Source organism: Vreelandella subglaciescola (assembly GCF_900142895.1).
Lineage (GTDB): Bacteria > Pseudomonadota > Gammaproteobacteria > Pseudomonadales > Halomonadaceae > Vreelandella > Vreelandella subglaciescola.
The window spans coordinates 908,765-923,584 of sequence record NZ_LT670847.1 but is presented as its reverse complement, the minus strand read 5'-3'; the positions used below and the strand labels follow the sequence as shown (position 1 = coordinate 923,584).

The following is a 14,820-nucleotide window of genomic DNA, read 5'->3' as shown; positions in this document are numbered from 1 at the left end:
TCTTCTTTTCTGTCTCAGCCCGGTGAATAAGGCGGGTTGAGGCGACGGTAGTTCTCGCGGCAATGTTAAAATCCATATTGTCGCCGAGGCGGTGTGTAGCACCAATCAATAGTTCGGTACGGCTGTCATCATCGTTCTCAAGCAGTTTAGCCGAGTTGTCGACATTACTGGTTACGTCTTCATAGTATTTGGCGCTACTATAGATGCGGCCAGTAGAAAATTCTTTAATAAGTTTAATCCCGCCAAAGGCTTCGCCTAACTCGATACCATAATCTTCCTCGGTGCCTAGCGCTTTGCCGTCCATGCTATCTTTCATGTATGCGCCGCCTGCGGTAATGCCGGCCAGTATGGTCTCGTTACTGAAGCGAGGAAAGTAATAGGTAGCAGCTGCGCGTGCCCCGAAGCGGTGGCCGTCAAGATCCACAGAGTTGAACCCGCCTAATTCACCGGGCTGAGACAGAAAAGAAGATGGCGAGCAGTTTCTCTTGTAGAATCAAGATGTTCCTGAACGAACACAATTCAAGAGGACCACTCGCCATGGGTGAAAGCTTATCCCCCTGGACCCCGTCATGCAACGGGTCCATCCGCGTCGAGCTCAGCGGCCATCGCACCACCAGCGACAGCGGTGCTTTGCTGTTGCGTGAAGCCCTCGACAACAGCGGCATGATCGATGCGCTGGACGACCATCTGGTCGATCACCGCGACCCGGATCGCGTCCGCCACTCGTTAGCCAGCCAGCTGCGTACCCTGGTGCTGCAGCGTTCGATGGGCTGGATCGACCTCAGCGATACCGATACGCTTCGCCGTGACCCGCTCTGGCAGCTAGCCTGCAGTGATGCCCGCGGGACAACGCCGTTGGCTCAGGACCGGCCATCTCAAGCGACGCTGTCGCGGCTGCTGACGTGCCTGGGCCGCGACGACAATATCGATACCGTGCATGAGGGCCTGCTGCGGCTGGCGGTCTGGCGACTGACCTCGCTGAACGGCGGCGAACGCCCCGAGCATCTGACGCTGGACATCGACGGCTTGCCGATCGACGTTCACGGCCACCAGGGCGGTTCGGCGTTTCATGGACTTTACGGGGCCAGAATCTACTCGCCTTTGGTGGCCTCGCTGGCAGAGACCGGCGACATGGTGGGCGGCCTGCTGCGTGAAGGTAACGCCGGCCCAGCCGAGAATGCCGATACCTGGATCCCACATCTGGTGCGGCGACTCAACGAGAGCACCGGGGCCAAGGTCAAGGTGCGCATCGACGCCGGCTTCACCGACAACGACACGCTTGAGGCGCTGGAAGATCGCGACATCGAGTATCTGGGCCGGTTGCGCAGTCATACGGGCCTGCAGACACTGGCAGCGCCACATCTGAAGCGGCCACGCGGCCGGCCCCCCGAGCAACCTCGGGAATGGTGCCATGACCTGGCGTACCAAGCCGGTACCTGGCCGGCGCCGCGGCGCGTGGTGCTGGTGGTACAAGAGCGGCCCGATGATCTGCTGCTGCATGCCTTCTTTTTGGTCACCAATCTCGGCAAGTTCGACTGGCCGCCGGAAAAGGTCCTGGCGCTTTATCGCAAGCGCGGCAGCGCCGAAGCCCACATGGGCGAGGTGAAGTCGTCGCTCGATATGCATCTCTCCTCGACTGATCGCGGTGTCTCCACCGTCCAGGACGTCATGGCCCGCAACGAGGTAAACCTGCTGCTGACTCTCTGCGCTTATCAGGTGCTACACGGGCTGCGTTGCCTGTTGGAACGACAGACCCGGCAGGGCTGGAGCCTGAAGCGGATGCGCGAGCAGGTGCTCAAGGTGGCCGCCACGCTGACAGTGCACGCCCGGCGTATCACCGTGCACCTCGGCGATGCCGCCGACAAATGGTGGCCATCCTTACTGAAGGGGTTGCCGCGGCTGACGGCATTGACCTGACACGTCGCATTACTCAGCCTTTTCCAGCAGACAAAACGGCCACTATGGAGGCCGACGACCACGGCTGCGCCGTCACTCGAAACCAATGAACTTCAGTTATAAATATCACGGCATTGATACGATAAAGCTATGTGCTAATCGGCTACTCAGCGACCGTATGACATAAAAGCCGGTCGGTCCCGGTCACCACGGGACGTAAAACGCTCGTTCGGCGTCCTGATGAATAAGGCGGGTTGAAGCTGTTGCTGAAATCACCTTCAAGGTCTTGGTATAGCAGAATGCCATCCAGCACAAGCTTGTCATTCAGCAAGGATACCGCACCGTAGGGAGCAAGAAAGCTGCCGCTCAGCCTGGCTTCAGATTCGCCAAAGCTGTTGTTGGTAATGTCGACGCTATTATGCCCTGCTGCAACACCGGTAAGCAGGCTTCCTGCTTTTTGCTCAACGCCCACCATGGCGGTCTTGGAGTCGCCATCATAACTGGTATTGGCGGTTTTGCCTGAAAGATCCCTGACTTCTGTGGAAACCCAGGCATTGATGCCTTCCCTACGTTCGTATAGTTTCCCGTTTCCTGTGGCGCCGCCAAGTGTAGGCTGCATGGCATTGTCAATTTGTGTGCTGATAATACCAAAGCTCTGTGCCATAAACTGCTTTTGTGCGGCACGCAGGGCAAGGTCAGCATTGAGAATGCCCAGGTCAGCGGCGATTTTTTCAATTTGGCCAGCAGAAATATTGTTCAGCTTTCCCTGTAAAAGCAGATCGCCGTTTTTATCGAATAGCTCAAACGGCGTATTGCCGTCAAAATCTTCCAGCGTAGTGCCCGGCGCCAGCTTAAAAGTGACAGGTTGATTGTTCAGCGTCACGTCGAAGGTGTTCTGGGTTTCAATGTCATTGAGGGGGCCTTCCCATTGGATGGAGATCGGGCGGGACTCGACTACGGCAGTAATGTTGAAGGTATGATTTTGTCCGGCATCATCGTAAGCGTTTTCCAGGCTACTGGCGCTAGTGCTGACACGTACTTGGTTGCCGTTGATGTTTAATAACGTGTTTTGGCGTTTCAGAGCGTCACCCAAGGATCCGCCATCGAGCGTACTGATTGTCAAGGGTTCGCCTGCGCTATCGCTTGGGGTGATGGTGCCGCTTGACTGGCTCAAGTCAGCGCCATTCACCTGGCTGCTGATATCAGGCAGCGTAGCGCCTACCTGAATCAACTCATCTAGCAGTCTGTCGGACTTTCCGCCGCACCGTGAGATACTAACCGCTGTCACCCCGAACTGAGAACATCGCCATGAGCCGCTTTATCCCTGTGGACCGTCAGACCGATTACTTACTGCCGCCTTCGGTAGACGAGTGGTTGCCGGATGGCCACTTGGCGCGGTTCGTCGTCGATGTCGTCGAGCAACTGGACCTCTCAGCCCTGACTCGGCGTTACGCGGGCCGGGGCTCCAAGGCCCATCATCCCGCGGTACTGCTGAACCTGTTGGTCTACGGCTACGCTACCGGCGTGGTCTCCAGTCGCAAGATTGAGCGTGCCACCTATGACTCGGTGGCGTTTCGCTATTTGGCCGCCAACACCCACCCCGATCACGACACCCTGGCTACCTTTCGTCGGCGTTTTCTGCCGGAACTGGAGCAGCTGTTCGTTCAAGTTCTGCTGCTGGCCCGAGAAATGAAGCTACTCACGCTCGGCACCATCGCCTTGGACGGCACCAAACTCAACGCCAATGCCAGCAAGCACAAGGCATTGTCATATGGTCATGCCAAGAAACTGGAGGCGCAGTTCAAGGCTGAGGTGAAGGCGCTGACCCAGCGGGCTGCATCGGCGGACAAGGATGACGCGGCCGACGGCATGGATATTCCTGCCGAGATAGCCCGGCGTGAAGCACGCTTGGAAGCGATCGCCGTAGCGAAGACCAAGATCGAGGCTCGGGCCAAGGAGCGTGAGGCCGCTGAAAAAGCGGCCTACCAGGAAAAGGTGGCACGGCGTGATGCGCAGCGGAAGACGGGAAAGAAACCTCGCGGACGTGACCCTGAACCGCCAACAGGTGGCCCGCGTGACAAAGATCAGGTTAACCTTACTGATCCGCAGTCACGCATCATGCCGGTCACCGGCAAGGGCTTCGATCAATGCTATAACGCCCAGGCCGCAGTCGATACTGACAGCATGCTGGTGACTCATACCCATGTCACCCAAGCGACCAACGACAAACAGCAGGTCATGCCGCTACTGACGGCGTTGGCGAGACTCCCCGCACCGTTAGCAAAACCAGACCACTTACTGGCCGATACCGGCTACTTCAGTGCTGCCAATGTTCAAGCCTGCCACGACCACCGTATCAAGCCTCTGATAGCAATGAAGCGCGATGTCCACCATCCCCCGGTCCTTGAGCGCTTTGCCGCTGACCCGCCTACTCCAGCGAGCAAGGAGCCTGTTGAGCAAATGGCACACCACTTGAAGACACAGGCGGGGCGAGCGCTTTACGCGTTGCGTAAACATACCGTGGAACCGGTCTTCGGGATCATTAAACACGTGATGGGGTTCCGGCAGGTCTCGCTGCGAGGGCTGGAGAATGTCAGCGGTGAGTGGCGGCTGGTCACCATGGCATGGAACATTAAACGGATGCACCGGTTGGCAGCGGGCTGAGGCGCGTAGCGCTCAGCCGGTAACGACGGATAATCACCTCGCAGAGTAGAAGCCGAGGGGCAGGTTAAGGGTCATATACCATCACCAACATAAGGGATGGTTGAAAGACCTACGTCTCAATGCCTTTATCAACATCAAGTCCGACAGACTGCTAGACCAAATGAAGCTGCACTAGCAGCACCGCTGGCTAGAAGGCCGGAGAAACCCAAAGCAGAAAGCGTCTTTTTATTCAGCATTTACAGATACCCAAAGAAAAGTGAAGGCGGATTGAAATTGCATAATGACAGATTAACATGCCAGAAAGAAGCAGGCGGTATCCCGCCTAATTCACCGGGCTGAGACAGAAAAGAAGATGGCGAGCAGTTTCTCTTGTAGAATCAAGATGTTCCTGAACGAACACAATTCAAGAGGACCACTCGCCATGGGTGAAAGCTTATCCCCCTGGACCCCGTCATGCAACGGGTCCATCCGCGTCGAGCTCAGCGGCCATCGCACCACCAGCGACAGCGGTGCTTTGCTGTTGCGTGAAGCCCTCGACAACAGCGGCATGATCGATGCGCTGGACGACCATCTGGTCGATCATCGCGACCCGGATCGCGTCCGCCACTCGTTAGCCAGCCAGCTGCGTACCCTGGTGCTGCAGCGTTCGATGGGCTGGATCGACCTCAGCGATACCGACACGCTCCGCCGTGACCCGCTCTGGCAGCTAGCCTGCAGTGATGCCCGCGGGACAACGCCGTTGGCTCAGGACCGGCCATCTCAAGCGACGCTGTCGCGGCTGCTGACGTGCCTGGGCCGCGACGACAATATCGATACCGTGCATGAGGGCCTGCTGCGGCTGGCGGTCTGGCGACTGACCTCGCTGGACGGCGGCGAACGCCCCGAGCATCTGACGCTGGACATCGACGGCTTGCCGATCGACGTCCACGGCCACCAGGGCGGTTCGGCGTTTCATGGACTTTACGGGGCCAGAATCTACTCGCCTTTGGTGGCCTCGCTGGCAGAGACCGGCGACATGGTGGGCGGTCTGCTGCGTGAAGGTAACGCCGGCCCAGCCGAGAATGCCGATACCTGGATCCCACATCTGGTGCGGCGACTCAACGAGAGCACCGGGGCCAAGGTCAAGGTACGCATCGACGCGGGTTTCACCGACAACGACACGCTTGAGGCGCTGGAAGATCGCGACATCGAGTATCTGGGCCGGTTGCGCAGTCATACGGGCCTGCAGACACTGGCAGCGCCACATCTGAAGCGGCCACGCGGCCGGCCCCCCGAGCAACCTCGGGAATGGTGCCATGACCTGGCGTACCAAGCCGGTACCTGGCCGGCGCCGCGGCGCGTGGTGCTGGTGGTACAAGAGCGGCCCGATGATCTGCTGCTGCATGCCTTCTTTTTGGTCACCAATCTCGGCAAGTTCGACTGGCCGCCGGAAAAGGTCCTGGCGCTTTATCGCAAGCGCGGCAGCGCCGAAGCCCACATGGGCGAGGTGAAGTCGTCGCTCGATATGCATCTCTCCTCGACTGATCGCGGTGTCTCCACCGTCCAGGACGTCATGGCCCGCAACGAGGTAAACCTGCTGCTGACTCTCTGCGCTTATCAGGTGCTACACGGGCTGCGTTGCCTGTTGGAACGACAGACCCGGCAGGGCTGGAGCCTGAAGCGGATGCGCGAGCAGGTGCTCAAGGTGGCCGCCACGCTGACAGTGCACGCCCGGCGTATCACCGTGCACCTCGGCGATGCCGCCGACAAATGGTGGCCATCCTTACTGAAGGGGTTGCCGCGGCTGACGGCATTGACCTGACACGTCGCATTACTCAGCCTTTTCCAGCAGACAAAACGGCCACTATGGAGGCCGACGACCACGGCTGCGCCGTCACTCGAAACCAATGAACTTCAGTTATAAATATCACGGCATTGATACGATAAAGCTATGTGCTAATCGGCTACTCAGCGACCGTATGACATAAAAGCCGGTCGGTCCCGGTCACCACGGGACGTAAAACGCTCGTTCGGCGTCCTGATGAATAAGGCGGGCTTATATGATAGGCAGCGGCGTTGGCCGGTATCCGGTACGTCGTGCCTGGCGCTGGGAGTGGCCGTCAGCCGGGGTGGCCTGCTGCTGAAAATCAACCGTGGGCTGCACCGGTTGGCCATGGCGCAGTATCTGGGGCTTGAAACGGTGCCGGTGCAGGTACGTGCGGTACACCGAGAGTGGTGGGAGCGCGAGGTTGGCGATGCTACCGGAGCGGCTGCTCTTGAGCGCCTGCGTGAGGCGCTTGGCCGGTGTGTGCCGGAAACCGCGCCCGGTGCTCATGACCCGGCGCGGTTAGCGCAGGAATTTCACTGGCCAACGCCGCGCCGCTAGCCGGCGCGGCGTTGTTACCCGCCGGCTATTTTACCAACCACCCGTGCCCAGCAAAGTGCGGGTGTTGTTGTTCAGCGGCAGGCGAAAGTCTGCGGTACCCAGCACCAGCGCATCGGTGGAGCGTACCACCCGGGCGCTGACGTACACATAGTCCTGCCCCTGGGCGTAGGTGCCCATCAAAATCGAGCGCGCGTCGTAGCGTTTGCTGAGCCGTTGCACCTGACGCGATAAAATCAGCTCACCGACCTGTTCCTCGATGAAAAGGCTGTCGCGCATTTTGACTTCGCGCACCTTGATGCCCTGGCGGGAAAGTGCCGAGGCCATCAGTTCCGAGCTGATGCGTCCGAAGGTGGAAGACTGAGTGAGGTTGTCGATATCCACAAAGGTGGCGGCAATCATCGGGCTATAGCGAGTCATATCGGGGTTGCTGGCGACCATTTGTGCGGCGGCGTCGTGCGCCAGCTCGGAAAGGTCGGGCACCGGCTCGGGTTGCAGGGACGACTGGCCAAAGGTGCTGCAGCCGCTAAACAGCAGCGCCGAGCAGGTTATCAGCACGCCGCGCAGCAGGCGGCGGCAGGGTAAACATAAGCGTAGCGAAAAAAGCGTGGGCATGGCGTTACCAGGTATCAGAAACAGAAACGGTGGGCGTGGCGGGCGCTTGGGGCACGCGATAGGGCGCGTAGTGGCGGCGGTCGCCGCGGTTGGTGTAGTAAATATTGGACGATGAGTAGAGGATGCGCTCGCCTTCCACGGCCTGTACGGTAATGATGGTTTCTTCATTGCCTTCATACGTCCAGGTGCCGCTGGTAATATCTGCGCCAATGGCGGCGGGTATCAGGCCCAGCGCCGGTTCGCTCCACTGGTTGAAGGGGATGGTGGCCACGGCAATGCCGCTGGTCAGCGCCGTGAAGGCACCTTGTGGCGGGCGAATAAAGCCGCGGTCGCGGTGGTTGACCACTTCCACGCGAAACTCCAGCGTCACGCTGTTGGCCGTCGGGGCGGTGGTAACGCTTGCCCCGCGGGAAACCAGCCGGCTGGTTAGCAGGTCTTCAAAGCCGCGGTTGAACTCGCCGCCCACGTGCATGCCCTCGGGCATATTGACATCGCCGCGGATGTAAATGTCACGCAGACGCAGCCGACTTTGGGCCAGAAGGCCGCTGGCTTCGTGGCCGGCAAGCACGTCCCAGTGGTGAGCGGCCTGCATGCGCTGCTGCTCGCTGTAAGGATAGGTGGTGGCGATCGGTGCCTGAGAGGTGTTGGCATAAAAGCAGCCGCCAAGCGGCAGTGCAAGGGCAGCAAGCGCCAGCGGGGCGAGCCAGCGCGGTGGCCGACCGCCTGAAGCGCGGCGCACGGAAAAACATGACGGAGGCAGTGTGATCGGCACTGGCGGGTTCCTTCTCGCGATAAAAACTGAATTGGGGCATTGGGTAAACTATTTTGCCATGCCTTCACCCCATCGGCCACGCAGACGAAAACTTGAATGAGCGATAACCTTAATGCTTGAAGACCACCACGCCGGCCCGAAACACGACTCGCTGTTACAGGTACGTTCGGAAGACGATAGCGATAGCGCCTGGCTGGTGAGCTACATCGACATCATGACGCTGTTGGTGGCGCTTTTTGTGATCATTATCGTCGCGGCAGAGGCGGCCAACCCCGGCTGGCTGACCCACGAAGCGATGTCTGAGGCGCCGCCCGTACTGGTGGAAGATGCCTCGGCAACGCTTGGCGTACCGCTGCCCGATGCCTTTGCTGAGCAGGCCGGGCCGGTATATGTGGCTGGTGCCACTGAGCCGGGAGAGCTCGCCGCCTGGGCCATCAGCGCAGCGCTTGGCGTAGCCGGCCTGCCCGATCGCGCACCCGTACCGCCGCCGCTGCTGGCGCGTGCCAAAGCCTCGGTGCAAGAGCCCGATGCCGAGCTGCCTGCCATGGCGCTACCCAAGCTGTTGCTGGCTGATAGTGCTGATCTGACTGCGCCGCTGGCAGACTATATGCTTGCAGACTATATGATCGTGCTGACCGACAGACCGCCGGTTAACGTGCAAACGGTGGAGCCGGAAGCGCTGCAGGGCGGCCCCACGCTGGCTGAAACGCTGCCCGAGCGTCAGGAGTCCGCGCCGTATCTGCCCGATCTGGACGGGGTGGAAGCCTCCCGCGTGAGCGAAGGCATCAACCTGCGCGTACAGAATCAGCTGCTGTTTGAAAGCGCCGAGGCGGGGCTGAGCGACGCCGGCGAGGCGTTGGTGGCAAGCCTGGTGGAGACCATCGAGCGCTACGACGGCGATGTCTCGGTAGAGGGGCACTCGGACAGCCGCTCGATCGATACCGAGGAATATCCCTCCAACTGGGCGCTTTCCAGCGCGCGCGCCATCGCCATTGTGCAGGTGCTGGAAGATGCCGGCGTCACGACCGGCCGTCTGCGCGCCGTGGGGCTGGCCGCCACGCGTCCGCTGGCCGACAACGACACCCTGGAAGGCCGCGCGCGCAACCGCCGGGTCGAAGTCGTTATCCACGTGGAGTAGTGCGAAAGCCGGCACCACACAGGTTTTCGTAGGAGGCCCCGATTTCATTTAAAGCATCAGGGCTAGGCAGGCCCGTGGCCCGTTCTGGGTGATGTGTCTCCATCGGTCGCGCAGCAAGCTGCCCTCCTACAAAGGCGGGAGACACTGGCCAGGTTTTCGTAGGAGGCCGGCTTTACCCACATCTCGGGCACAAGTGCCGGGCGATGCAGGCCCGTGGCCCGTTCTGGGTGATGTGTCTCCATCGGTCGCGCAGCAAGCTGCCCTCCTACAAAGGCGGGAGACACTGGCTAGGTTTTCGTAGGAGGCCGGCTTTGCCGGGCGATGCAGGCCAAAGGCCTGCCGGGTTCGGTGAGGATGCGGTCGTGCAGCAAGCTGCCCTCCTATTAAAGGCGGGAGACACTGGCTAGGTTTTCGTAGGAGGCCCCGATTTTATTTAAAGCATCCGGGCGATGCAGGCCAAAGGCCTGCCGGGTTCGGTGGGGATGCGGTCGCGCAGCAAGCTGCCCTCCTACAAAGGCGGGAGACACTGGCTAGGTTTTCGTAGGAGGCCGGCTTTGCCGGGCGATGCAGGCCAAAGGCCTGCCGGGTTCGGTGGGGATGCGGTCGTGCAGCAAGCTGCCCTCCTACAAAGGCGGGAGACACTGGCCAGGTTTTCGTAGGAGGCCGGCTTTGCCGGGCGATGCAGGCCAAAGGCCTGCCGGGTTCGGTGGGGATGCGGTCGCGCAGCAAGCTGCCCTCCTACAAAGGCGGGAGACACTGGCCAGGTTTTCGTAGGAGGCCGGCTTTGCCGGGCGATGTTAGTACCGTTTAATCTACGCTTAATCCTGCTTTGGCATGCTGCACGCCAACAGGGAAGGAGCCGCTATGCATGTATTGCTGGTAGAAGATGATGCCTTGGTGGCCTCGGGGATCCGTGCGGGTCTGGCGACCGTTGATTTTGTCGTGGACAGCGTGCCAACCATCAAAGAAGCGCGTCGGGCCATGCAGTCCGTGCAAAGCGACGTGGTGATTCTGGACCGCGGCCTGCCCGACGGCGACGGCATGCAGCTGCTGGAAGAGTGGCGCGCCGCCGGCGTGCAAACGCCGGTGCTGATTCTCACCGCCCGAGACGCCGTGCGCGACCGGGTCGATGGCCTGCACAGCGGCGCGGATGACTACCTGATCAAACCCTTTGATCTGGACGAGCTGGTGGCCAGGCTTTACGCGCTGCTGCGCCGCGCCGCCGGGCGTGCCAGCGGGCTGATCCGCCACGGTGCGCTGACGCTGGACCCCGCCGCCCGCCAGATCAGCGTTAACGGCGAGCCGGTGGCGCTTTCGCGCCGCGAGCTGGTGCTGCTGGAAGCTTTTTTGTACGCCCCGCGCAGCGTGCTTTCCGCCAGCCAGCTGAAAGACAGCCTCTACGGGCTCAACGATGATGTGGAAAGCAACGCGCTCAACGTTCACATTCACCACCTGCGCCGCAAGCTGGGCAATGGCCTGATCGAAACCGTGCGCGGGCTGGGCTATCGCCTCGGTCGCGCCGACGCCGTGACCTTGCCGTGAGCCTGCGCGCGCGCCTGCTGCTGACGCTGGGGCTAACCCTTGCCCTGCTATGGGCCAGCGCCGCGGCGTGGCTGATGCGCGATCTGGAAGACAAGCTGGTGGAAACCCTTGATCAGCGTCTCGCGCAGTCCGCAAGGATGGTCGCGGGGCTGATGCTGCAGCTGCCGCCGGAGGTTTGGCAAGATGCCGACCGCCGCTCGCTTTCAATCCCCTCCATCGAAGGGCTGGCCTGCCAGGTACACTCGCCGCGCGGCAACGTCATGGCGCGTACCCACCGCGATATGCAAGACGTGCTGGCGCCGGGAAAACCGGGCCACGCCTACCGTCGCGAAGACGGCATTACCTGGCGCGTGTTCACCTATGAACGCGGCGGGCTGACCATTACCACTGCCGACCGTCTGGACGAACGCGACACCCTGATGAACGGCGTGCTGCGCGTAGCGGTGGTGCCGTTTATTGTCGCGCTGCTGGGTAGCCTGGTGGCGCTGTGGCTGTCGGTCTGGCGCGGGCTGGCGCCGCTTTCACGCCTGCGCGAGTCGCTTGCGCACCGCGACCCGGAGGCACTTTCTCCGGTGGAGGTGCGCGGCCTGCCGGCGGAAATACGCCCGCTGATCGATACCCTCAATGGCCTGCTTGCGCGTGTGGAGCAAGCCTTTACCCGTGAGCAGCGCTTTACCAGCGATGCCGCTCACGAGCTGCGCACCCCGCTGACGGCGATCAAGACCCACGTGCAGGTAGCCAAACGTGTAAAAGGGCAGGCCGCGCTTGATGCATTACACTATGCAGAGCAGGGCATTGTGCGGCTGAACAATACGCTTGATCAGCTGTTGTTGCTGGCACGGGTGGAAGGCCGCCACCCGGACGTGGGTGACACCAGCGACGTCGCCACTATTGCGGCCTGCGCGGTGGAAGACACCGGGCATTCCGAACGCATTGAGCTGCCTTTTCAGTGGCCGGATGCGCGGCTGTTAGTGCCCCACGCGCTTGCCGTCACGACGCTGCGCAACGTGCTGGATAACGCCCTGCGCCACGGCCCGCCGGATACCCCGGTATGGCTTGAGGCGCGTTTGCTGGCGTCGTCAAACGAGCTGGCGTTCTGCGTGCGCGATGCCGGCAAAGGGCTTTCGCCCCATGGGCTTGAACAGCTGACGCGCCGCTTCTGGCGTGCCAGCAACGCCGAAGGCAGCGGGCTGGGGCTTGCCATTGTGGCCGCTATTGCCGAGCGCTTTGGCGGGCGCCTGGCCTTTCACAGCCCGGCAGGCGAGGGGCTTGCTGTAGAATTTATTGTGCCGGCCGTAATCCCTGACGAAGGATAAAACGGCACACCCACCCCCGGGCAGCGTGATGGCCGCGGGGAGACGATAACGCAAGGGAGACCGTGATGAATAAAAAAATGCTCAGCGGGCTTAGCCTGCTACTGAGTGCCGGAGTTTACGCCGGCACCGCCTCGGCGCTTGAGGGCGACCCCGAGGCGGGCAAGCAGGTATCTGCCACCTGTGTGGCTTGCCACCAGGCCGACGGCATGGGCAAGAATAACGCGAAGGCGGAATCCTGGCCGCGCTTGGCCGGGCTGCCGGAAGCGTACATCGCCAAGCAGCTGCACGACTTCAAAAGTGGCGAGCGTAACAACGCCAGCATGGCCGCGTTTGCCAGCATGCTCGACGAGCAGAAAATTGCCGACGTGTCGGCATATTACGCAGGGCTTGAAGACTGGCCCGAGCTGCCGACCGCCTACCACGCCGCCGACCCGGACGATGCCGCCGAGTGGCTGGCTGATCGCGGCGACTGGGAAGACGACAAGTTCATTCCCGCCTGCAGCCAGTGCCACGGCCCCAACGGCCAGGGCGTGGGCGCAAGCTTTCCGCCGTTGGCCGGCCAGCACGAAGCCTATCTGAAGGCGCAGCTTGAGCACTGGCGCAACGGAAAGCGCCACAACGATCCCAATGAGCTGATGGCGGGAGTGGCCAACCGCCTGAATGACGACCAGATCGACATGATCGCGGAATACTACGCAACGCTTCCCGAGCGCCTTGAGGCGCGTGGTGCCCAGCAAGAGGAGGACGGTCAATGAGCCTGTACAAATCCCGCCTGCTAATGGCCGGCACGGTAGTTTCTGCGCTCGGCGTTTCGGCGCTGGGTCTGTCGCTTTCCGCCATGGCCCAGGACGGCGGCGTTGAGCGTGACTATCAAGTTCAGCTGCCCGAGCCGCCCGATGGCGAAGTCACCTTCACGCCGCCGGAAGAATCCGAGCTGTCCGACAGCCAGTACGACGAGATGGTGCGTTTGGGACGTGATCTGTTCGTTAATACGCAGGCGCTACGCGGCGAAAACGTATTCAACAAGCAGAACTGTTCCAACTGCCACCTTGATGCGGGCCGGCTGGCACACTCCGCGCCCATGTGGGCGGCCTACGGCGTGTATCCGGCGTATCGGGGTAAAAACGACAAGGTCAACACGCTGTCCGATCGTATTCAGGGCTGCTTTACCTACTCGATGAACGGCAAGGCGCCCGAAAAAGGCAGTGAGCCGCTGGTTGCCATTCAAACCTACATGCACTGGATGGCCACCAAGGCGCCCAATAACACCTCGCTGCCGGGGCGCAGCTACCCGAGCCTGGAAGACGCGGCTCAAGAGCCCGACCGCGAGCGCGGTGCCGAGGTCTACGCCAACGAGTGTGCCGTTTGCCATGGCGACAACGGCGCTGGCCAGTTCGTCGGTGAGCGTACGGTGTTCCCGCCGTTGTGGGGCGACGGCGCCTACAACTGGGGCGCGGGCATGCACCGTATCAACACCGCGGCCAACTTCATCAAGGCCAACATGCCGCTGAGCAAGCCGTACTCGCTGAGCGATCAGGACGCGTGGGACGTCGCGGCGTTTGTGAACAGCCACGAACGCCCGCAGGACCCGCGCCGCCGCACGGTGGATTCCACCGATGAAGTCGAGGAACTCTTCCACCAGCACAATGGCGTATACGGCCAGAAAGTTGACGGCAAACGCTTGGGCGACCACACCGACTTTGGCGAGCATCCCAAGCCCATCGACGGCTAAAACGCGCTTGGGGCTGCATCGCCCGGCAAAGCCGGCCTCCTACGAAAACCTGACTCGTTGCAATATTGCCGTAGGAGGGCGGCTCCGCCGCGCGATGGCATCCCCACCGAACCCCGGCAGGCCTCTGGCCTGCGTCGCCCGGTGAACCGGCCTCCTACGAAACCCTGGCTCGTTGCAATACTGCCGTAGGAGGGCGGCTCTACCCATACCCCGGGCACAAGTGCCGCGCGACCGGGCCTTTATCGCTGGTCAGCAAGACGGCGCACTACGAACTACAGTGAAAGGCATCACTCAAGGGAAGAGGTATGCCATGACAGCTCCGGGGCAGGTCTCACTGCGCAAAGGACGTCATTCACTGGCTGGACATTATTATCATGTCACCATGGTGACAAGACATCGAGCGGCTATATTTCTTGATTACCGCTATGCCAGAGCAGCGTGCCGTGCATTTAGAGAAGAAGCCGTTTGTCGACATGGCGCCACTCAATCTTTTGTTGTTATGCCTGATCATGTGCATTGGCTGCTAAAACTTGACGGGGACCTGTCCCAGGCTGTCAGGCTTTATAAAGCCAAGGTATCTATCGCCATTGGACAGTCAGTTTGGGACGACGGCTTTCATGATCATGCCCTCCGTGCCGAAGAAGATATTCGCAAGGTGGCGCGTTATATTGTGGCTAATCCAATCCGAGCAGGTTTGGTCGACAATATAGGCCAATACCCATATTGGGATGCAGTGTGGTTGTAGGAGGGCGGCTCCGCCGCGCGACCGCATCCCCATCGAAC

General features: G+C 61.0%; 13 protein-coding genes. 10 read left to right on the top strand and 3 right to left on the bottom strand.

Features of this window, described 5'->3' with window-relative positions:
- The first annotated feature begins 498 nt into the window (after positions 1-498).
- Entirely contained in the window at positions 499-1,917 is a 1,419-nt protein-coding gene (locus B5495_RS04325) for an IS1380 family transposase (protein WP_079550256.1), read from the top strand.
- Between the two features lie 142 nt (positions 1,918-2,059).
- Here the strand turns inward: B5495_RS04325 and B5495_RS04320 are convergent, their stop codons facing one another.
- Complete coding sequence (locus B5495_RS04320) at positions 2,060-3,070, bottom strand: hypothetical protein (RefSeq protein ID WP_154045216.1); 1,011 nt, start codon at positions 3,068-3,070, stop codon at positions 2,060-2,062.
- A 134-nt stretch (positions 3,071-3,204) separates the two neighbouring features.
- Between B5495_RS04320 and B5495_RS04315 the strand changes: the two genes are divergently transcribed.
- From B5495_RS04315 to B5495_RS04305, 3 genes are all read left to right on the top strand, one after another.
- Positions 3,205-4,560, top strand: coding sequence for an IS1182 family transposase (locus B5495_RS04315; protein ID WP_079551616.1), 1,356 nt, complete (start codon positions 3,205-3,207; stop codon positions 4,558-4,560).
- 382 nt (positions 4,561-4,942) lie between these two features.
- The gene (locus tag B5495_RS04310) at positions 4,943-6,361 is read left to right on the top strand and encodes an IS1380 family transposase (protein WP_079551614.1); all 1,419 of its coding nucleotides are present in this window, start codon (positions 4,943-4,945) and stop codon (positions 6,359-6,361) included.
- Positions 6,362-6,580: 219 nt separating this feature from the next.
- The gene (locus B5495_RS04305) at positions 6,581-6,925 is read left to right on the top strand and encodes a hypothetical protein (protein ID WP_154045215.1); all 345 of its coding nucleotides are present in this window, start codon (positions 6,581-6,583) and stop codon (positions 6,923-6,925) included.
- A gap of 30 nt (positions 6,926-6,955) precedes the next feature.
- On the opposite strand, the gene B5495_RS04300 is transcribed toward B5495_RS04305, so the two are convergent.
- Both B5495_RS04300 and B5495_RS04295 read right to left on the bottom strand, forming a co-directional pair.
- Entirely contained in the window at positions 6,956-7,537 is a 582-nt protein-coding gene (locus B5495_RS04300) for a FlgO family outer membrane protein (protein ID WP_172824524.1), read from the bottom strand.
- 4 nt (positions 7,538-7,541) lie between these two features.
- Positions 7,542-8,276 carry a hypothetical protein gene (locus tag B5495_RS04295; RefSeq protein WP_231897225.1) on the bottom strand — a complete coding sequence of 245 codons (735 nt, stop codon included), beginning with the start codon at positions 8,274-8,276 and terminating at the stop codon, positions 7,542-7,544.
- A gap of 145 nt (positions 8,277-8,421) precedes the next feature.
- On the opposite strand from B5495_RS04295, the gene B5495_RS04290 reads away from it, so the two are divergent.
- From B5495_RS04290 to B5495_RS04265, 6 genes are all read left to right on the top strand, one after another.
- The gene (locus tag B5495_RS04290; RefSeq protein WP_079551610.1) at positions 8,422-9,447 is read left to right on the top strand and encodes an OmpA family protein; all 1,026 of its coding nucleotides are present in this window, start codon (positions 8,422-8,424) and stop codon (positions 9,445-9,447) included.
- Positions 9,448-10,311: 864 nt separating this feature from the next.
- A complete protein-coding gene (locus tag B5495_RS04285) occupies positions 10,312-10,989 on the top strand; it encodes a response regulator (RefSeq protein ID WP_079551608.1) in 678 nt (225 codons plus the stop codon).
- On the top strand, positions 10,986-12,305 hold the full coding sequence (locus B5495_RS04280; RefSeq protein ID WP_079551606.1) for an ATP-binding protein: 1,320 nt from the start codon (positions 10,986-10,988) through the stop codon (positions 12,303-12,305). The genes B5495_RS04285 and B5495_RS04280 overlap by 4 nt, the downstream gene beginning before the upstream one ends.
- A 65-nt stretch (positions 12,306-12,370) precedes the next feature.
- Positions 12,371-13,060 (top strand): c-type cytochrome, encoded by a 690-nt coding sequence (locus B5495_RS04275; RefSeq protein ID WP_079551605.1) that lies wholly within the window; start codon positions 12,371-12,373, stop codon positions 13,058-13,060.
- Positions 13,057-14,037, top strand: coding sequence for a c-type cytochrome (locus B5495_RS04270; RefSeq protein WP_079551603.1), 981 nt, complete (start codon positions 13,057-13,059; stop codon positions 14,035-14,037). The genes B5495_RS04275 and B5495_RS04270 overlap by 4 nt, the downstream gene beginning before the upstream one ends.
- Positions 14,038-14,347: 310 nt before the next feature.
- Complete coding sequence (locus B5495_RS04265; RefSeq protein ID WP_079551601.1) at positions 14,348-14,782, top strand: REP-associated tyrosine transposase; 435 nt, start codon at positions 14,348-14,350, stop codon at positions 14,780-14,782.
- The last annotated feature ends 38 nt before the right edge of the window (positions 14,783-14,820 follow it).